Consider the following 19,929-nt stretch of genomic DNA (forward strand, 5'->3'; position numbering starts at 1 on the left):
AATTCCATTTCCATATAAAAAAAGAAAGGATAAATATGTTATTCTTTCTTTTTTTCAATTGTCTTAATGACAGTATTTATACGATAATCACCATAATGTAAAACATCTGCAAGAGTCTCTTCTAATTGTTGATGTGAAGATGTGTGAAGAATCATGATATAACAGCCATCGCCACTTATACGATACATTTCAGTAATTACGTCCGTTTTTTCAAAAAAGGTTTGAATTTGATTATGATAATGTGGTGCATGCAGAAATAGTGTAACAAACGTCATAATAGACCCTTCTAACTTAGCCCTATCGATATCTATCGTATATTTTTGAATGACACCTGCCTCTTCTAATTTATTAATTCGTTTCCCAACAGCCTGGCCAGTCAAATGTACTCTCTCTCCAATTTCCTTCCAGTTCATTCTAGCGTTTTCTTGTAGTAACTTTATAATTTTAAAATCTGTTGAATCGAACATGGACATCCCCTTCCTATAAGAATCCCTTCTATAAGATATTCATTCCCCCCTACAATTCATCTCAAAAAATTTTACAATACAATCAATTAACTCTATTAGAAATTACATTATTGTTAACGGCTTTCCTTCTTCCTTACAATGTATTTTTTTAACAACTTTAAAAAGCCTTACTACACATAAATTGTAGTAAGGCTCTGACTATTTAAGATAAACATGAAACGACTTCATTATCTCTATACAAATAAAGTTTAGCAAATAATGTTGCCATCCCCTCCAAGGAAAAGAAACCTTATTTCAACTTTCCTATTGATAAGTTAACACGATAATTCCCGTATTTTAATAGTCGTCCTAGAAAGTTATCTAAGTCTTCATTGGACGCAAAATGTGTTTTTAATAAATAACACCCCTCACCACTTATACGGTGTACTTCAGAAATCCCTTCTTCTCCTTGAAAGAAATTCATAAACTCTTGGTGATTAGCTGTTGTTACGAACAAAGTAACAAATGCAGTCACTACTTGTCCTAATTTGATTCGGTTTATTGCAATTGTATACTGTTCAATAATCCCTAAATCCTCTAATCTTCGAATTCGATTTCCTACGGCCTGCCCCGTCATATGTATTTTTTGGCCAAGCTCTTTCCATTGTATTCTTGAGTTTTCTCCTAATAATTTCAGTATCTCAAAATCTGTTTGATCAATGATATAAACCAATCCTTTCACCGTGAAAGTAGAAAGCCCGAAAGTGTTTCGCCAACTTATTCTGCTTATCGATACAATTCACTATACTTAGTTTATCCTCTTACATCACATTATTTATCAGTTATATTTACTTATAACATAGAGGACGCAACAAAAAAATACATCTAGATTTAAAGGAGGTTACAAATATGTTATTACAAGAAATTCTATCGTTCAATGAACAATTTGTAGAAAATAAGGAATACGCTCCTCGTGAAGCGACAAAAATGCCTAAAAAACGTATGGTTGTTGTTTCTTGCATGGATGCTCGTTTAATTGAGCTACTTCCAAAAGCTTTAGATATACACGATGGTGATGCAAAAGTCATCAGAAATGCAGGTGGTAAAATTGCTTCTGCTTTCGATAGTGTTATGCAAAGTGTTGTCGCGTCAGTATACGATTTAAATGCAGATGAAATCTTCCTTATTGGACACCATAGATGTGGTGCGAGCCAAACGAATCCAAAAGGAACACTTCAAAAAATATTAGATCGTGGAGTAGCTTCACCAGAAATTTTATCAGCGATTGAATATGCTGGTGTTGACCTTAAAAAATGGTTATTCGGATTCGATGATGTTTGCGATTCAACACAAGCTAATGTTGATTTAGTAAGAAATCACCCACTTATTCCAAAAGATGTTCCTGTACACGGTTTAGTTATTGACCCTCACACAGGTAAATTAGATGTAGTGGTTGATGGATATAAAGCGTTAAATAGTGAAGCAAAATAATAATTATTACGTACATGAAGGGAAGTTATGAGATATGAAAAGACAAGTATTAGATATGAATAGACAAGAAGCTACGCAAAAAATTCTAGCGGCAAAAATTAAAAAAGGGTTAACTTGGGAAGAAATTGCAAAAGTAAGTGAAAACTCTGAGACTTGGGTTGTAACAGCGTTATTAGGACAAGCTACAATGACACGTCCAGAAGCAGAAAAAATCGGTAAACTATTAGAATTAGATGAAGAAGTAGTTCAAGCATTAACAGTAGTTCCACTTCGTGGCCAAGTAATGGAAATGCCTCCTACTGACCCGATTGCATATCGTTTATATGAAATGATGTTACAATATGCACCAACTATTAGAGAGTTAATCTTAGAAAAAGCGGGCGAAGGTGTAATGAGTGCGATTAACTTCAACCTAGGTGTGGATACACAAGAAGATCCAAAAGGTGGCGATCCTCGTATCGTGATTACACTTAATGGGAAATTCTTACCATTCCGTACATGGTAATTAATTAAAAATCTATCTATATAATTAAAATAATTTTATAGATTTAATAAATCCATCCTTTTTAATCTAACTGTGTAGAAAGGATGGATTTTTACTATGAGATTCTTTTTCGGCAAAGGAGAATAATATGAATAAAAAACACTTTGATACGAGTTTTAGTATTCTACAATGGTTTGTGTTTCTATTAGCAAATGCAATTGCGTTACCTATCATTATTGGTGGCATATTTCATTTACCAATAGAAGATATCTCAACATTAATGCAGCGGACTTTTTTAGTCGTGGGAGTAAGTTCGTTTCTACAAGCGTGGTTTGGGCATCGTTACCCCATTGCGGACGGGCCAGCCGGTTCATGGGTAAGTATATTTGTCATATTGGGACAAGTCGCTATGCATCAGGGACAAAGTGCAAAAGACGTGTTGCAACTTTTAGAAGGCGGATTAATTATTGCAGGTATATTACTCTTCTTTCTTGGTATAACAGGGCTTGTTCATCGAATCTTACGTTTATTTACACCCTTGGTTACAGGAACCTTTCTTTTAATATTATCTCTTCAGCTTAGTGGTGTGTTACTAAAAGGAATGATGGGATTACAAGGACCTGCAACTCATCCTGACTATACAACAGCTACTATTGCGCTCTTTGTTTTTGCCCTTATTACTTTCTTATCAATTAAAGGGAAAGGATGGATGAAAAGTTACGCTGTGTTACTTGGAATTTCATGTGGTTGGCTTTTGTATGCAGTATTAGGAAAATCATCTCATATGCCTTCACATACAACGCTAGTTAAGTTACCAGAGGTATTTGCTTGGGGGACACCTAGATTCGATATTGGAATGACTCTAACTGCAACTTTATTTACTTTTCTTTTAGTTGCAAATACAATTGCTGCTATTTCGGCTGTAAAACAAGTGGCTCCCCTATCTAAAGAAAATGAAAAGCAAACACTGAACCGTGGTGTATGGGTCGGAGGTATATCACATATTATCTCATCATTGTTCTCTACAATTGGAATTGTACCATTACCTGCATCAGCAGGATTCATTCAACTAACAGGTCAAAAAAAGGTGAAGTCGTTTCTTATAGCAAGTCTTATATTAGCAGGTATTTCTTTTATCCCCTCAATTGTAAACTTTATATCCTTGCTACCAGGTCCTATTGCTAATTCTGCACTTTTAGCTACATTTGTCCAAGTAATAGGCATTGCATTTCAATCCATTTTACGTGAAGAATTAAAGCAACGCCGATTAACTATATTAGGAATTTCATTATTAATCAGTTTGGATGTTTCTTCCAGAAAGTGCATTTAGCGGAGTTCCTTCTTCCTTACAATATGTTTTAAGTAACGGATTACTCGTAGGTACTATAATCGTTATTTTGCTAGAGCAGTTTTGGAAAGAGTAAAATTTGTGACTAAGTAAAAAAGCGCCCTGATTACAGGGCGCTTTTTTATACCTAATGACTAATACTAGCCGTTGGGTATAATGTTGTTCCTCCAATTGAAACTTTTATTTCATTTGTTAATGGAACATTTTGTTCATTAATAATTGTTCTCCACCATTCCCATGCAAGACCAGTACATTCTCTAGCTACGATTTTTATATTTTTTGAATTTGGTGGAAGAGGGATAACTGTAGAGTAATGAGCTGTTTTGTCTCTGCCGCTACCATCCCATGTTTTATGTGTTAGTACTTCTTTCCCATTTTGATCAAATGTGAATTCATCCCAAGATACATCAAATTGAGCAACGTAAGCACCGTAATGATCAAGTGTCATTTTAGCACTTGAATATTCTGTAGTTGTCGTCTCAATATAATCTGTATTGTTATGAACAGCAGCAGTTGCATTATCTTTTAAGAAAGTGCTTGTATATGAAATTGGATATGCTGGATTTTTAAGACTTAATTCAGCATTATCTTTAATGATATTTCGGATTTCATTGAAATCTTTAGTAACAACCTTGTTATGCTCTTTCGCATCTCCGCCTAATACTACAGCAGTAAAGGTACTTTCTTCAAAAATATCTTTATACTGTCCACTCGTTTCGACGCTGTTATTCTTAAGTAAGGCTTTAAAAGCAGCTTGTACATCTTTACTCTTAGATGTTGTTTCTAATTTTACATAAACAGTTCTACCATAAGCTACATTTGAAACCATAACAGGTGGAGCCGAATTGCTTACACCTTTACGAGTTAACTCACCAAAAGTAACACTATTATCAAAAAGATCGGATGGATTGTTAGGTAGTTCAGCACTTACGGTATAAAATATTTGCTTATATGCCGCTACCATCACTTTCTTCTCTCCATTTGCAACCGCATTAAAATCGATATTTAGACTGTTATCGAGATATTTAGCGTTAACGTTAAGGGCACTTGCGATTTGTGATTTACTATAAACCATAGATTCTGTATACTGCATTCTTGCAGGTAACGTATGTGTTTTAGAATACTTTTCATTCCAAGTAGATACTAAATCATCTACTGCTCCAGCCACATTACCATATGTCGGATTTTGGACAGTAATTGTATTTTCTTTTCTCATGCCAGGTAAGTCTATACTAATATTCAAAGGCTTTCTCTTAGCCACTAATAAACTCGGTTGATTGTCTGCAAAAGCTTTATTTGCAAGTTGTACCGCTCCTGGATACGTACGATTCACCACAGAATCAATAATCGAAATATCGACTGGTGAAGTTGTAATTGATTTTTTCTCACGTTCCACTACTACAAATTTACCATTTGAATTGATACTTTCTTTCGGAACAAAACTCTCTACCTTATCACCATTTACAGCTAAAACTTCTTGATTATTATATTTAAGATTTGCTATACCAGTATCAATGCCACTAGCATTTTTGGTTACATCAGTTGCATTACCTACTTGTGTTTCTGCGAAGGAAATAGATGAATAATTAATAGTGCATAGACTAACTAATAAACACGCAAGGAACTTTCTTCTTTTAGTGTTTTTCTTAATATTCAGAAAAATCACCCCGTTCTTTTTTTAGTAAGATATGATAATGATTGATAAATGATAGCTAACTAATAAACCTACATAAATGCTTTCAAAAGTTCTTGAATTAACGGGATTACGCCACCTATAAATTTCAAAACTGCCATTGCGATTTCCATATTATTTCCTCCTTTTTTATTGCTACGAAAATGTGATTTATCTTTATGCCCTCATTATAGTGACCCCCTACACTTTTATCAATACACTCTTATATGCAATATTACATACAAAAAAACAAGCTGAATTCTTATAAAAAGTTATACAGAGATAAATTTTTCGTTTGGTAAATACTTGAAAACACGAAACATTCCTTTGCATTTCATAAGTAATTTACAAGTTTATTGTTGGAAGCATCGCAGGACCGGAAGTAATGAAATACATGCAGAACTGTTACGAGCAGCCAGAAATATTAAGAGTTATCATGGGCAACCGCATTAAAAAAGCTGCTGCCTATAAAATATAGACAGCAGCTTTTTTTTGCATACTCATTTTGTAACTAATAAACAGCGATCGGCCCATAAGGACCATTAATAATCTCTATTTTTGTTTCAAAAATATCTGTCAAAAGTGTTGGGTCCATAACCTCTTCTACTGTTCCAAAAGCAGCAATTTGCCCATCTTTCATAGCACAAATTTTATCAGAGTATTTAGCTGCAAAATTTATGTCATGCATAACAGTCAAAATTGTTCTTCCGAATTCATTAGCTGCACGCCTCAAATGCTCCATCATTTGAACAGAGCGCGCAACATCAAGGTTGTTCAGAGGCTCGTCCAATAGCACATATTCAGTCTCTTGGCACAATACCATCGCTACATATGCCCTTTGTCTTTGACCACCAGAAAGCTCATCTAAATATCTATTCTCTAAACTAGTTAAATCTAAGAAATCGATATATTTAGAAATGATAACCTCATCTTCTTTAGTTAATCTTCCTTTTGAATAAGGAAAGCGCCCAAATCCAACTAGTTGTCTAACGGTAAGCCTCGTTACAAAATGATTTTCTTGTCGCAATATAGTCAAAATTTTTGCTAAGTCTTTTGATTTGGATTCAGAAACATCCATATTCGCTACTTGAATTTGGCCTTCATCCATATCTAAAAGTCTTCCAATCATCAATAGTGTCGTAGACTTTCCAGCACCATTTGGTCCAATTAAAGAAGTAAAGCCCGCTTTTGGTATTTCAATATCCAAAGGTCCTATTTTCACCTTATCAGTATAGAACTTTTTAACATTATCGATTTTTATCATAAAGCCCTCTTCCTTAAAACTATAGTTAAGAATATGATTCCACCAAATAATTCAATAATAACTGAAACTACACCTTGAGCATGGAATACATGATACATTAAAAAGTATGCACTCGTCATTATTAAAAACCCTATAGCAAAAGCCATTGGGAAAATATATCTATGATCATAAGTTGACGCCGCCTGATAACTCAAAGTTGCTACTAAAAAGCCGTAGAAAGTAAGTGGCCCAATTAGAGCTGTTGAGATAGACATTAAAATAGCTACTAACACAAGCGTATAAATTACACTAGGTTGATATTTAACCCCAAAAGAAGTAGCAACATCCTTTCCTAGTGACAAAACATTCAACTTCTTAGAATGAGCAAAAATTAATAACGCTACAATTATGATCATAGGAATTACAACAGGAAAATATGCAGGGTCTGCATGATTAACAGAACCAAATAATCTCGCTTGTAAAATATCAAATTCTGAAGGCGCAAGTAGTTTTCTCATAAAAGTTGACACAGAATTTAGCCCGGTACCAATAATAATTCCAACTAAAAGCATAAGTTGTAAATTCCCGTATTTACCGGAAAGTAACCACCCATAAAGTATCAAACTCATGAAGACCATCACAACAACTTGAAATAAAAATGATCCAATTCCATTAAAGTTTATTAATGCACTAGCACCAAAGAAGAATATTGTACTCGTTTGAATTGCTGAATAAAGTGATTCGAAACCTAAAAGTGAAGGAGTAATAATCTTATTATTTGTAATAGATTGGAAAGCGACTGTCGATAAACTATGGCAAACTGCAGCAATAATCATTGCAACAATAGCTACTATCCTTCTCTTAACAACCGGGATAAAAGAAGGTGAATCTATCGGAACTGGATTGTTATAAACTAAAAGTCCATATGAAGAAAGGAGACCTAAAGCAATCAATGTTGTCAGTACAATCCAATAACGTCTTGCCTCCTTCTTAGAACGAAAAGCACTAGCTGATCTACTTTCATTATGAAGGCTAGAATCGACTTCGACATTTTCTTTATTTCTATAATCTAATGTGATCATCGCAGCCTCCTTGGTTTTCTTCGTCTCAATAGAATAGTAATAAACACGACCGCTCCCACTGTTGCAAGTATTAAAGAAACAGGTAATTCAAACGGCTTTATAATTGTTCGAGAAATGATGTCACAGGCAGTGATTGTCCCCATTCCGATCACACATACCCAAGGTAAATTACTCCTAAGATCATCCCCTCTAAACATGGAAACAATGTTTGGAACAATTAATCCCAAGAAAGGTAAGTTTCCAATAACAGCTGCAACAATTCCAACAGCAACAGAGATAAGACCAGTCCCAAAAAGAACAATTCTATTGTAATTAACTCCAAGGCTTGTTGCGACATCTTCTCCTAGTCCAGCTAAAGTCAATCTATTAGCATACATAAAAATAAACAAAGTAACGATAACAATCAGCCATAAATATTCATATCTTCCCACCTGAACAGTAGCAAATGAACCTACGAACCAAGTTTCAATACTTTGCGTCATTTGAAAAAGGAGTCCCAAAAAAGTAGACACTGCAGAAATAACTGCTCCAAGCATCAATCCAATAATTGGAACAATTAAAGAAGAACGAAGTTTAACTCTTCTTAAAAATAAAAAGAAAATCATAGTTCCTATAAAAGAAAAAATGATTGCACCAGTCATTCTTTGAACTAAAGTCGGGGCAGGAAATAATAAATATACAAAAAGCAGGCCTAAGCCTGACCATTCAATCGTCCCCGTTGTAGTAGGTTCAACAAAACGATTCTGTGTAATTAATTGCATTACGAGCCCTGCCATTGCCATTGCAGCTCCAGTAAGCATTAATGCAACTGTTCTCGGAACACGAGTGATGAAAAACATCTCCATTCCGTCCTCTTGTCCACGTATATCATAAACTCCAGTAAACAGTGATATAATCCCTAAAATTATAACAACTATAACCGCTATTATAAAAGGTTTTGTCCATATTTTATTGTGATTATAAAACTGGGGTTGAGAAATATTCTCAACCCTAGAAATCATATTTTTTGACACTGTTTCGTACCCCTTTACACTACTTAGCTAAAGTTTTTGCAAGATTTCCAAATAACTCTATATAAGTCTGAATTGATTCATTTGTGTAAGTATCTGCTGGTGCATAAATAACTTGTTTTTTAGAAACAGCAGTTGTATTTTGAAGAGCTGGTGATTTAGAAATAACATCCTGAGCAGGAGCTGACTTAGCTGCATCAGATGTTGCAGCATCACGATCTAATACGAAAAGCCAATCAGGATTTGTTTGTGCGATAGCTTCAACAGAAACGTCATCACCTTTATGACCTGCAGTAGAATTCGAAACTTCTAATGCTGGAGTCCAACCGAAAATTTCATACATAGGTCCCCAAACGCGACCAGAGTGCGGCGCAGCAAAGCCAATATTTCCACCAGTAACGATAACACTCATAACTTTATCTTTTCCGTTATAAGCAGATTTTGCTTTTTCAATAGATTTATCGAAATCAGCTACTAATTGTTTAGCTTCTTTATCTTTAGCAAAGATTTTTCCTAAAGTAGTTGTAGAATCTTTAAGTCCTTTTACTAAGTTTTCTCCAGGCTTAGTAGCCTTCTCAGAAACATCAAAATTAAGATCAATAACAGCTGCATTTGGCACTAATTTTTTGATTTCTTCGTAATGATCAGCAAATCTTTGACCAACGATTACAAGGTCAGGGTTTGCCGCTGCAATAATTTCAAGATTTGGTTCGCGGTGATTCCCGATATTTTTAACTGAATCATCCTTTTTATATGCTGAATCCGCAGGCATGATATCCTTTGGAGCAGCCGCTAATTTAATTCCCCAATCAGCTAAAGTTTCAAACGTTCTATTATCTAAAGCAACTACATTCTTTGGATTTACAGGGACTTTAACAGTTCCATGAGCATCAGTGATTTCAACCGTTTTTGGTTTATCACTACTATCACCTTTATTAGCTTTCGAAGTTTCCTTACTTGAATCTGAGCAAGCTACTAACATTAAAGTGAAAATTGCTAGAATACTTACTAATTTTAAAAGCATAGTTTTTTTCATACGTATACTCCTTATTATGTAATTTAGTTCGAAAATGATGACGTCCATAGATTGAATTAGATAGTAACTTTCATGTATCTAAATTGCTATTGATAATCATTTTCATTTGAACATCCTGTAAATAAGTATAGTCATTAATTCTGTGAAAATCTTGTGAATGGTGTGAGTTAATCAAATTAAACATAAATTAGATACAACCTCATCTAATGCGCACCAGAGTCAGTCCACACACGTGCTAATCAATAGATTGAGCACCTTATGAACCATGATTTCTACTGCAAAACAATGACCATTTCCTAATAGCAATCTTCTTTTTATAGTTTCCTTCTTTTCATATTTCACAGAAACTATTTTATTATCTTATTTTTATCATTCAACCATTGAATAGCCTCTGCCATGTATCGTTTGAATATACCTGTCTCTCTTCTCACACTTTAACTTTTTTCTTACATACCCAATATATAAGTCTACTACATTTGGATTCACTACTACGTTATATCCCCAAACTTGATTTAAAAGCATTTCACGGCTCAATATTGTATTTTTATTCTTAATTAAAAATACAAGTAAATCGTACTCGCGCTTCGTAAGCGAGAGATTTTCGCTACCTTTTTTCACAATATTGCTAGATGTATCAACAAAGAGATCTTTAAATTGAAAAAAGTTTGTCTCATTTTGCTGGATATAGTCAGTTCTCCTTAAAATAGCTTGAACCCTTGCTACTAATTCTTCTTTCACAAATGGTTTTCTAATATAATCATCTGCTCCTGCTTGTAGCCCTGCTATGCAATCCTTACTAGAAATATTGTCAGTCACAATAATGATCGGTGTCGTTTTAACAAGTCGTATTTGTCTACAAATTTCTGGTCCCGATATACTTAATGAATCCCAATCCAATATGATAATATCCCAATCTTGTTCATATGCTATATTTAAACCTTGGTTTTCATTGTGAAGTTTTAAAATGAAATGGCCCTCTTGCGTTAAACCGCTTACGATTTTTTTTGCTAAAGACCGTTCATTCTTAATTACTAACACCTGCCTCACCGATGGTTCACCTCTACTTCAATTTATCTCAAAAAAACATTTTTAAATTTATAAATATGAAACCCCTAAAAAAGGCCATTGTAACAGCTTATTAGGAGAACTCTATATAATCTTACAATAGATGTGAATAGAAACACAAAGGATATGAAGATTTAAATACATATTATGTAATCATTAAAGGTAGCTATAGTATATACCTGTTTATCAGCAATAACTATTTCTTCATTTTCTGTTTCAGGGGTACCGCCCTCCCCCTCATCAACTTAAGCATTTTATAAAACCACAAAACAAAAAGAACCATAACCTCGCCAATTTGGAAAAGTTATGGTTCATATCATACAAAATAAAAAAACCACCAAATATGTATTGGTGGAGACGGTGGGAGTCGAACCCACGTCCAAAAATATCGGCACTTAAGCTTCTACGAGTGTAGTCGATATATTAGCATTTCGCGAACTCTTCGGCCTATCGACAGGCTTCCAAGTTGCTAGTCTGATTGTTCTCTTCCTTCGCCCTCAGACGGCGAACTCCGGCGTAGTCCACTTAGTTTGAGTCCCTTACCCTACCACATGGACGATGGAGGGAGGAACCTTTAGTGCAATTAAGCAGCTAAAGAAAGATTGTTTTGTTTGCCAATTATAGGCTTTGACGTTTTAACGAGGCCGATCCCCTCGACTCGCAACCTAAGCTCGAACTATCCCTGTCGAATCCGTAACGTCCCCATGATAAAAATGGAGCATACGAAGAAATATCGTGATAACTACTAAGAGCTGTTTTTCAATGTGCAACAATCTTACATAAGTTATTATAACATACGCGCGTCGTTTTACAAATGTAAATATCTGTATTACATCTTTTGACGATCACGGAACGCGCGTGCAATTTCACGTTTTGCTTCTTTTTCTTTTAAATCGTTACGCTTATCATATTGCTTTTTACCTTTTGCTAAACCAAGTGCCATTTTCGCGAATCCATTTTTTAAATAAATTCTAACTGGAACTAATGCATAGCCTGTTTCTTTTGAAGCACCCGTTAACTTCTCAATTTCTTTTTTATGAAGAAGTAACTTTCTCGTGCGAAGCGGATCATGGTTGAAACGATTCCCTTGCTCATATGTACTAATATGCATATTATGTACCCATACTTCACCATTATGCACACGTGCAAACGCATCTTTCAAGTTCACGCGTCCAGCGCGAATCGACTTAATTTCCGTTCCTTGAAGGACAAGCCCTGCCTCGTATGTTTCTTCGATGAAATAATCATGAAATGCTTTTTTATTTTGTGCAATAACCTTACCTGTACCTTTTGGCATATAACGTCCCTCCTCTATTTTTACTATTGTAACAAATGTTAATAAAAAGCGAAAGTGGCTCGCTCAGAATGTGAGGTGGATGGAGCTTCTGACCTTGAGGCGCTCTTTGCCTCTCGGGAAGAAGCGAAGCCGCCGAACATTCTAGCCACTGTAGCTGGATTCCAACAAAAAGCGAAAGTGGCCCGCTCTCAAGCCACCAATAAAAAAGAAAAAGCCCCGCTTTTCATCAAAGCGAAGCCCTCCTTTTCTTACTTACGCTTTTTCTTTTTCTTCTTGAATCCTGGTACATTTTCGAAGAATGCTTTTTTCTTCTTACCGTTACCATCTTTTTTCCCTGGCTGACTAGCGGACGTGGAAGTGGAAGCAGAAGCTGATCCTCTTCCTTTTCCTTTGCCACCACGGTCGAATTTTCTACCTGTACCACGTTCTCCGCCGCGCTCATCACTGCGCTCGCTACGTCCACCGCGTTTCTTTCTGCCTGTTCTTGGCTGTTCGATAACGACTGGACGATCTTTGAACTTACGACGAGGCGTACCTTTCATGCCAACGATTTCAAAGTCGATTGCACGCTCGTCTTTATTTACGTTAATAACGCGAATTGTAATTTCGTCTCCGATGCGGAATACGTTACCTGTACGTTCTCCGATCATTGCAAAATGTTTCTCGTCATAACGGTAGTAATCATCTGTTAAGTAGCTAACATGTACAAGACCTTCAATTGTATTTGGAAGCTCTACGAATAAACCGAAGTTTGTTACAGAGCTAATCATACCATCATACTCTTCGCCGATTTTATCAACCATATACTCTGCTTTTTTCATTTCGTCTGTTTCACGTTCTGCTTCAACTGCACGGCGTTCCATATTAGAAGAATGCTCTGCAATTTCAGGTAAGTTTTCACGCCATTTTGCTTGTGTTTCGTTGTCAACTTTACCGTTAATGATGTATTCACGAATTAATCTATGAACGATTGTATCTGGGTAACGACGAATTGGTGATGTGAAATGTGTGTAGAACTCAGTTGATAAACCGAAATGTCCTAAGCTATCCGCATCGTAACGCGCTTGCTTCATTGAACGAAGCATTACTGTTGAAATAACTACTTCTTCAGGCTGTCCTTGAACCATTTCAAGAATTTGTTGCAGCGCACGAGGATGTATTTCATTCGCACGTCCTTTTACTGCATATCCGAAGTTTGTTACAAACTCGAAGAAACGTTCCAGCTTATCTTCTTTCGGATCTTCATGGACACGGTACATGAATGGTACGTTCATCCAGTGGAAATGCTCTGCTACTGTTTCGTTCGCAACAAGCATAAATTCTTCAATTAACTTCTCTGATACAGAACGATCACGCATGACAACATCTGTCGGTTTACCTTCTTCATCTACTAATACTTTCGCTTCTTTAAAGTCAAAGTCGATTGCACCGCGGCGCATACGTTTTTCACGTAAAATCTGCGCCAATTGACCCATCTCTTTAAACATCGGTACGAGCGGCTCATAGCGTTTGATTAACTCTTCGTCCTCATCTTCTAAAATGCTTCTTACGTCAGCATACGTCATACGCTCTGTCGTTTTAATCACACTTTGGAAAATCTCATGCTTTACAACATCACCTAAGTTGTTGATTTCCATTTCACAAGATAACGTCAGACGGTCTACTTTCGGGTTTAACGAACAAATACCGTTAGATAGACGATGCGGAATCATCGGAATTACACGGTCAACAAGATATACACTCGTTGCTCTTTCCGCTGCTTCTACATCAATTGGAGAACCTTCTTGAACGTAATGACTTACATCCGCAATATGAACGCCAAGCTTGTAGTTACCGTTCTCGAGCTTCGTTACTGTAACAGCGTCATCTAAATCTTTCGCATCTGCACCGTCAATCGTTACAATCATTTGGTCACGCAGGTCACGGCGATCTTTTAAATCTTCTTCTGAAATCGTTTCTGGTACACTGTTTGCATGCTCCATCACTTCTTCAGGGAATACTAAAGGTAGATGATGTTTATGAATAACTGATAAAATATCTACTCCTGGATCATTTTTATGACCTAGAATTTGAATAACTTCACCTTCTGCACTTAAACGATTCTCTGGATAGCTCGTAATTTTCACAACTACTTTATGGCCTTCTACAGCACCCATTGATGCACTTTTCAAGATAAAGATATCACTCGTCCAGCGCTTATTGTCAGGTACAACAAATCCAAAGTTTTTCGATTCTGTATATGTACCAACTAGTTCTTTCGTGCCGCGCTCTAAAATACGTACAATTGAACCTTCTTGGCGTGATCCACTTGATTGTGCGCTAACACGCGCTAATACTGTATCGCCATGAAGTGCACCGTTTAACTCTGTAGGTGGGATGAAAAGATCATCATCTCCCGTTTTCTTCTCTTCTGGTACAACGAATGCAAAGCCACGTGCATGTCCAATTAATTTACCGCGTACTAAATTCATCTTTTCAGGAAGACCGTAACGGTTACTACGTGTGCGAATAACAAGTCCCTTCTCTTCCATCATTACAAGTGCCTTTACAAAATCTTTAAAGCCCTCAGACCCTTCAATTCCAAATGCCTCTTCTAACTCTTGTATTGTTAACGGTTTATACGCTTCTTCTCTCATAAATAACAACAACTTATCAATATTTTCTTGTATGATTTCTTCCAAGCAGAAATACCTCCTTTAAACCCTTATATTATTTAGTGTATCCGAAAGACTGGGGATGTATAAAGCGAAAATTTAATACTCCCCTAATGATTTTTACAGTTTTCACAAAAAATTCCTTATGAAAAAAAGAGGCAACTAGATCTTACCAATCTAGTTGCTCCAAGAAGTTATATACATCCTCATGTAGCTCGTCACGTTGCTTATCAAGTGTAATGACATGCGTAGAGTCTTCATACCATTTAATGTCTTTTAACGTAGATTCTACACCGTTATAAATAATGTTAGCACTATCTGTATTAATCATTTCATCATGACGTGCTTGTACAACAAATGTAGGTGCATAAATCATATCCACATTGTTACGTACGTCAGCAATTAATTGTTGTAATGCTTTTAATGTATTCATCGGTGTCTTTTGGAATTCCAACATTTCTTGTTCGATTTGCTCTGGTGATTTTTGCTCACGGTTTTTATATTCGCGGGCATATGCCAATATACCTTGGTACATCGTTTCTTCACTCTTAATATACATTGGTGCACACATTGGTACTACACCTAAAACAGGTACTGTATAACCTAATTTTAAAGAAAATACGCCGCCAAGTGATAATCCAACAACAGCAATTTTCTCAAAGCCTTTATCTTTTAAAAGCTGATATGCCTCCATTACGTCTTGCCACCAATCTTCAGGACCTGTATGAACAAGCTCTTCTGGTGGTACACCGTGCCCTTTATAAATTGGCGCATGACAAGTGTAGCCTTTCTTCTCTAAGAAACGCCCTAACATACGTACATCAGCTGAGTTTCCTGTGAAACCATGTAGTAATAAAACAGCGCGGTCTCCACCCTCAAATGTAAATGGTTTCGGAGATGCTAATTTCATCATGTACTTCTCCTCTTTCTCTTCTGTAATCTAGTCGTATTCTTTCTATATCTAGTGTACCATATTTATATTTCTATAATCTAATTAGAAACATCTTTCAAATGGCAAAATAAAAAAAGAAGAACCATTAGTACATCTTACTAACGCTTCTTCTTTCAATTCTATAAATTTAAGTACGTAACAGCAATTGTTAATACGAAGAATAGAACAGCTAAAACAATTGTAATACGGTTTAATACCGCTTCAATTCCACGTGCTTTTTGCTTACCAAATAATTGCTCTGCACCGCCTGAAATTGCACCTGAAAGGCCTGAGCTATTACTAGACTGCATAAGTACCATAACAATCATTAAAATCGATACAATAATAAGTAAAACGGATAATAACGTATGCACTTGGCGTACCTCCTACAAAGATTCAGTTATTTTAACTGTAGCATAAATTCTATAGAAAAGCGAGAGCTATAGAGTCGCTCTCGCTTTTCTTCTATTACATAAACATCATTGCAAATAACGGCCCGAGCAAACATGTCAAAATTGCTGTTAATGTCATTGTTACCGATCCAATAACACCTTCATGTTCATTATTTTTCATCGCTCTCATTACACCCATAATATGAGAAGCACATCCAAATCCGATACCTTTACCAACTGAGTTTGTAACGCGGCTCCATTTTAATAAAAGTGGGCCGGTAATCGTTCCAGTAATACCTGCGATAACAACGAAAGCTGCTGTTAATGACGGTACACCACCAACTTGCTCTGAAACACTCATCGCAACTGGCATTGTCACCGACTTTGGTAAAGAAGATAAAATTAAGCTTTTATCTGTTCCCATAAGTGATGCAATGGCAAAATCACTTGCGATTGCAACTGTTGTCCCTACTAATACGCCACCAGCAATCGGTACAACATATTTTTGCAGAACGTGACGTTGCTTATAAAGAGGAATTGCAAATGCTACAACACCGGGTCCGAGCAGTTTTGCAATCCAGCCACCACCGCTTTCCATATAATGTTGATATGGTATATCAAGCATGATAAATAAGAAAGCCATTAATCCTGTTGCTACAAGCATTGGAATGGTGAATGGTGTTGGAAATAATTTATAGATTTTTTTAGATAATTGGTATAATAGCACCGTAAAAAGAACCCAACCGATTCCGATTAATATTTGGCTCATCGCGACTCTCTTTCCTTTCTATTCGCAAGATATTGTCCTGTATGTCCTGCGACAATAATAATTAAAAATGTACTCGCTACAATTGTAATGAAAAGAGAAATTCCTTTACTCATAAAAAAAGCACCGTAATTCATTAGGCCAAGTGTTGGCGGAATTAATAAAAACGGCATAATAGCAACGAGTGTTTCTGCTCCTAAATCGAACCATTTCACTGGAAGGACTTTTAGGCTAAGTAAAACAAGTAAGAGGAACATTCCAATCAAACTTCCTGGAATCGGAATATTTAACACTTCTTGTAACCAAGTTCCAACCATATACAAGACGTAAAGAGCAGCAATTTGGACAAGAATCTTTGTAAATTTCATGTTCATCATCCCTCATGTTTATACGATCTTCTCTTAATATCTTTATCATAGTATAAATTGTAAAAAGCTGCAATTTATCAACTTGACAGCAAAAACAGCTTATGTTAGACGCTTACAACCTTGATATGACTGGATTTCCGCATAGAAATTAAGTCAAAAACCTTGACCTAATATAAAAAGTTTTTATTTTCTGAATTTATAACGTTGTTATTTCAATAAAATAATCTTTTTATCCTTAAGCTTACATATATATAAAGTGAAACTTTCATTAGTGGTGGTTTTCTTCATCCCTACAATCAGGCTTTTACGGGATAAACAAGATAGGTGGTGAACATATGCCAAAAAAAGTTCTTATTTTTTGTGATCCTGGGATTGATGATACGATGGCTCTCCTCTTAGCATTCTTTATTGATGAAATAGAAATCGTCGGCATTGTTGCTGATTACGGCAATGTTCCAAAAGAAATGGCCGTACAAAACGCTCATTTTCTTAAGAACGAAGCAAAGGATAGAAATATCAAGATATTTGGTGGATCAGAACGCCCACTTACTGGCGCCCCTCCTGCTTTCTTTACGGAAGTACACGGGAAACAAGGGCTCGGGCCAATTATTCCAAAGGGACATGTGACTAACGGAGAAATGGAGAATTTTTTCGAAGTCATTCCTCTTATTGAACAGTATAAAGATGAATTAATCATTGTTAGTTTAGGCAGACTTACCTCCCTAGCAATTTTATTCATCTTATGTAAACAGCTCATGAAGCAAGTTAAATCTTACTACGTAATGGGCGGTGCCTTTTTACATCCTGGTAATGTTACCCCTATTTCCGAAGCAAACTTTTATGGCGATCCTACTGCTGCTAATATAGTCCTTCAATCCTCACCTAACATGTACATCTATCCATTAAACGTCACTCAGTATTCCATCATTACACCAGAAATGGCTGAATACATTGAAGCAAAAGGAAAAGCCCCACTCGTCAAACCGTTATTCAATCATTATTACTACGGATATTATAAAGACGCCTTACCGCATTTAAAGGGGAGCCCCTTCCATGACACAATGCCAATACTCGCTTTACTTGATAACTCTATGTTTACATATCACAAGTCACCTATCGTTGTCATGACAGAATCTTATGCACAAGGAACAAGCATAGGGGAATTTCGTTCTTTAGGAGAATCTAAGCCATTTATTGATTGGCCGAGTCATCAAATCGCAATTGATTTTGATTATAACTGCTTCTTTAAACATTTCATGTCACTTATGACGGGTGAGCAATTTTAACATAAAAAAACAGACCGTGATTTCTCACGGTCTGTCGTTATTTTCTACAATTATCGTTTGATGTTGTAGAAAGATTTGATACCATCGTAAACAGCGATTTCGCCTAGTTCGTCTTCGATGCGTAATAATTGGTTGTACTTAGCAATACGGTCAGTACGGCTCATAGAACCAGTTTTGATTTGGCCAGCGTTAGTTGCAACTGCGATGTCAGCGATTGTAGCATCTTCAGTTTCACCAGAACGGTGAGATACAACTGCTGTGTAACCAGCACGTTTAGCCATTTCGATAGCTTCGAAAGTCTCAGTTAAAGTACCGATTTGGTTAACTTTAATTAAGATTGAGTTAGAGATACCTTTTTCGATACCTTCAGCAAGTTTTTGAGTGTTAGTTACGAATAAGTCGTCACCAACTAATTGTACTTTATCACCGATACGCTCAGTTAATAATTTGTGACCATCCCAGTCGTTTTCGTCTAAACCATCTTCGATAGAGATGATTGGGAAGTCTTTGCAAAGCTCTTCGTAGAAATCAACCATTTCTGCAGAAGTTAAGCCAGTACGGCCTTCGCCTGCAAGGTCATATTTACCAGTTTCTTTGTTGTAGAACTCAGAAGAAGCAACGTCCATTCCTAAGAATACGTTCTCGCCAGCTTTGTAACCAGCTTTTTCGATAGCTTCGATGATTACTTCTAATGCTTCACGGTTAGAACCAAGGTTTGGAGCGAATCCACCTTCGTCACCTACTGCAGTGTTAAGACCTTTGTCATGTAATACAGCTTTAAGTGCATGGAATACTTCAGCACCCATACGGATTGATTCTTTGAATGTTGGAGCACCAACTGGTAAGATCATGAACTCTTGGAAGTCTACGTTGTTATCAGCGTGAGAACCACCGTTGATGATGTTCATCATTGGAGTTGGTAATTGTTTTGCATTGAATCCACCAAGGTAACGGTATAATGGAAGACCTACGAAGTCAGCTGCTGCGTGAGCTACTGCCATAGATACACCAAGGATAGCGTTAGCGCCTAGTTTACCTTTGTTTGGAGTGCCATCTAATTCGATCATAGCACGGTCGATACCAGCTTGGTCAGTTACGTCGAAACCAACGATTTCTGGAGCGATTGCTTCGTTAACGTTGTTTACTGCATTTAGAACACCTTTACCAAGGTAACGAGATTTGTCACCGTCACGTAATTCTACTGCTTCGTGCTCACCAGTAGATGCACCACTTGGTACGATAGCGCGTCCGAAAGCGCCGCTTTCTGTGTAAACTTCTACTTCTACAGTTGGGTTACCACGAGAGTCAAGGACTTCGCGAGCATAAACATCAATAATTGTTGACATAATAAATTCTCT

General features: G+C 36.4%; 18 protein-coding genes, 1 other RNA gene and 1 pseudogene. 4 read left to right on the top strand and 16 right to left on the bottom strand.

Going from position 1 to position 19,929, the window contains the following annotated elements; translation table 11 throughout:
* Positions 1-38: 38 nt before the first annotated feature.
* Both GFJ36_RS26120 and GFJ36_RS26125 read right to left on the bottom strand, forming a co-directional pair.
* Complete coding sequence (locus GFJ36_RS26120) at positions 39-473, bottom strand: Lrp/AsnC family transcriptional regulator (protein WP_002096215.1); 435 nt, start codon at positions 471-473, stop codon at positions 39-41.
* 283 nt (positions 474-756) lie between these two features.
* Entirely contained in the window at positions 757-1,188 is a 432-nt protein-coding gene (locus GFJ36_RS26125) for an Lrp/AsnC family transcriptional regulator (RefSeq protein ID WP_002008929.1), read from the bottom strand.
* A gap of 167 nt (positions 1,189-1,355) precedes the next feature.
* Between GFJ36_RS26125 and GFJ36_RS26130 the strand changes: the two genes are divergently transcribed.
* The 3 genes and pseudogenes from GFJ36_RS26130 to GFJ36_RS26140 all read left to right on the top strand — a co-directional run bounded on the left by GFJ36_RS26130 (position 1,356) and on the right by GFJ36_RS26140 (position 3,845).
* Complete coding sequence (locus tag GFJ36_RS26130) at positions 1,356-1,937, top strand: beta-class carbonic anhydrase (protein WP_076541667.1); 582 nt, start codon at positions 1,356-1,358, stop codon at positions 1,935-1,937.
* A 55-nt stretch (positions 1,938-1,992) separates the two neighbouring features.
* Positions 1,993-2,442, top strand: coding sequence for a cyanase (cynS, locus tag GFJ36_RS26135; RefSeq protein ID WP_029443571.1), 450 nt, complete (start codon positions 1,993-1,995; stop codon positions 2,440-2,442).
* 127 nt (positions 2,443-2,569) lie between these two features.
* Positions 2,570-3,845, top strand: a pseudogene (locus GFJ36_RS26140) (purine/pyrimidine permease).
* A gap of 51 nt (positions 3,846-3,896) precedes the next feature.
* On the opposite strand, the gene alo reads toward GFJ36_RS26140, so the two are convergent.
* The 13 genes from alo to GFJ36_RS26205 form a co-directional block, all read right to left on the bottom strand.
* Positions 3,897-5,435: an anthrolysin O/cereolysin O family cholesterol-dependent cytolysin Alo gene (gene alo / locus GFJ36_RS26145; protein WP_088064781.1), complete on the bottom strand. Its 1,539-nt coding sequence runs from the start codon at positions 5,433-5,435 to the stop codon at positions 3,897-3,899.
* Positions 5,436-5,952: 517 nt separating this feature from the next.
* Positions 5,953-6,705 (bottom strand): iron ABC transporter ATP-binding protein, encoded by a 753-nt coding sequence (locus GFJ36_RS26150; RefSeq protein ID WP_000590056.1) that lies wholly within the window; start codon positions 6,703-6,705, stop codon positions 5,953-5,955.
* Positions 6,702-7,766, bottom strand: a complete 1,065-nt coding sequence (locus GFJ36_RS26155) for an iron chelate uptake ABC transporter family permease subunit (protein ID WP_000631136.1) — start codon at positions 7,764-7,766, stop codon at positions 6,702-6,704. Before GFJ36_RS26155 ends, GFJ36_RS26150 begins: the two co-directional genes overlap by 4 nt.
* On the bottom strand, positions 7,763-8,779 hold the full coding sequence (locus GFJ36_RS26160; RefSeq protein WP_046955599.1) for an ABC transporter permease: 1,017 nt from the start codon (positions 8,777-8,779) through the stop codon (positions 7,763-7,765). Before GFJ36_RS26160 ends, GFJ36_RS26155 begins: the two co-directional genes overlap by 4 nt.
* A gap of 19 nt (positions 8,780-8,798) precedes the next feature.
* Positions 8,799-9,812 carry a siderophore ABC transporter substrate-binding protein gene (locus GFJ36_RS26165; RefSeq protein ID WP_087983993.1) on the bottom strand — a complete coding sequence of 338 codons (1,014 nt, stop codon included), beginning with the start codon at positions 9,810-9,812 and terminating at the stop codon, positions 8,799-8,801.
* 369 nt (positions 9,813-10,181) lie between these two features.
* Positions 10,182-10,859, bottom strand: coding sequence for a response regulator transcription factor (locus tag GFJ36_RS26170; RefSeq protein ID WP_087983994.1), 678 nt, complete (start codon positions 10,857-10,859; stop codon positions 10,182-10,184).
* A gap of 367 nt (positions 10,860-11,226) precedes the next feature.
* Positions 11,227-11,581, bottom strand: a transfer-messenger RNA (tmRNA) gene (gene ssrA, locus GFJ36_RS26175).
* 125 nt (positions 11,582-11,706) lie between these two features.
* A complete protein-coding gene (smpB, locus tag GFJ36_RS26180; RefSeq protein ID WP_001123922.1) occupies positions 11,707-12,174 on the bottom strand; it encodes an SsrA-binding protein in 468 nt (155 codons plus the stop codon).
* 248 nt (positions 12,175-12,422) lie between these two features.
* The gene (rnr, locus tag GFJ36_RS26185; protein ID WP_097889580.1) at positions 12,423-14,855 is read right to left on the bottom strand and encodes a ribonuclease R; all 2,433 of its coding nucleotides are present in this window, start codon (positions 14,853-14,855) and stop codon (positions 12,423-12,425) included.
* 142 nt (positions 14,856-14,997) lie between these two features.
* Positions 14,998-15,738, bottom strand: a complete 741-nt coding sequence (estA, locus tag GFJ36_RS26190) for a carboxylesterase (protein ID WP_000761972.1) — start codon at positions 15,736-15,738, stop codon at positions 14,998-15,000.
* 161 nt (positions 15,739-15,899) lie between these two features.
* The gene (gene secG, locus GFJ36_RS26195; RefSeq protein ID WP_000557263.1) at positions 15,900-16,133 is read right to left on the bottom strand and encodes a preprotein translocase subunit SecG; all 234 of its coding nucleotides are present in this window, start codon (positions 16,131-16,133) and stop codon (positions 15,900-15,902) included.
* Positions 16,134-16,227: 94 nt separating this feature from the next.
* On the bottom strand, positions 16,228-16,920 hold the full coding sequence (locus GFJ36_RS26200; RefSeq protein ID WP_000078299.1) for an LrgB family protein: 693 nt from the start codon (positions 16,918-16,920) through the stop codon (positions 16,228-16,230).
* A complete protein-coding gene (locus tag GFJ36_RS26205; RefSeq protein ID WP_075309614.1) occupies positions 16,917-17,285 on the bottom strand; it encodes a CidA/LrgA family holin-like protein in 369 nt (122 codons plus the stop codon). The genes GFJ36_RS26200 and GFJ36_RS26205 overlap by 4 nt, the downstream gene beginning before the upstream one ends.
* 335 nt (positions 17,286-17,620) lie before the next feature.
* On the opposite strand from GFJ36_RS26205, the gene GFJ36_RS26210 reads away from it, so the two are divergent.
* Positions 17,621-18,571, top strand: coding sequence for a nucleoside hydrolase (locus GFJ36_RS26210; RefSeq protein WP_088064783.1), 951 nt, complete (start codon positions 17,621-17,623; stop codon positions 18,569-18,571).
* 50 nt (positions 18,572-18,621) lie between these two features.
* Here GFJ36_RS26210 and eno read toward each other — a convergent pair whose 3' ends face one another.
* Positions 18,622-19,917 carry a phosphopyruvate hydratase gene (gene eno, locus GFJ36_RS26215; RefSeq protein ID WP_000103948.1) on the bottom strand — a complete coding sequence of 432 codons (1,296 nt, stop codon included), beginning with the start codon at positions 19,915-19,917 and terminating at the stop codon, positions 18,622-18,624.
* Positions 19,918-19,929 lie beyond the last annotated feature (12 nt).

Source organism: Bacillus sp. EE-W1, assembly GCF_009760835.1.
GTDB classification, from domain to species: domain Bacteria; phylum Bacillota; class Bacilli; order Bacillales; family Bacillaceae_G; genus Bacillus_A; species Bacillus_A wiedmannii.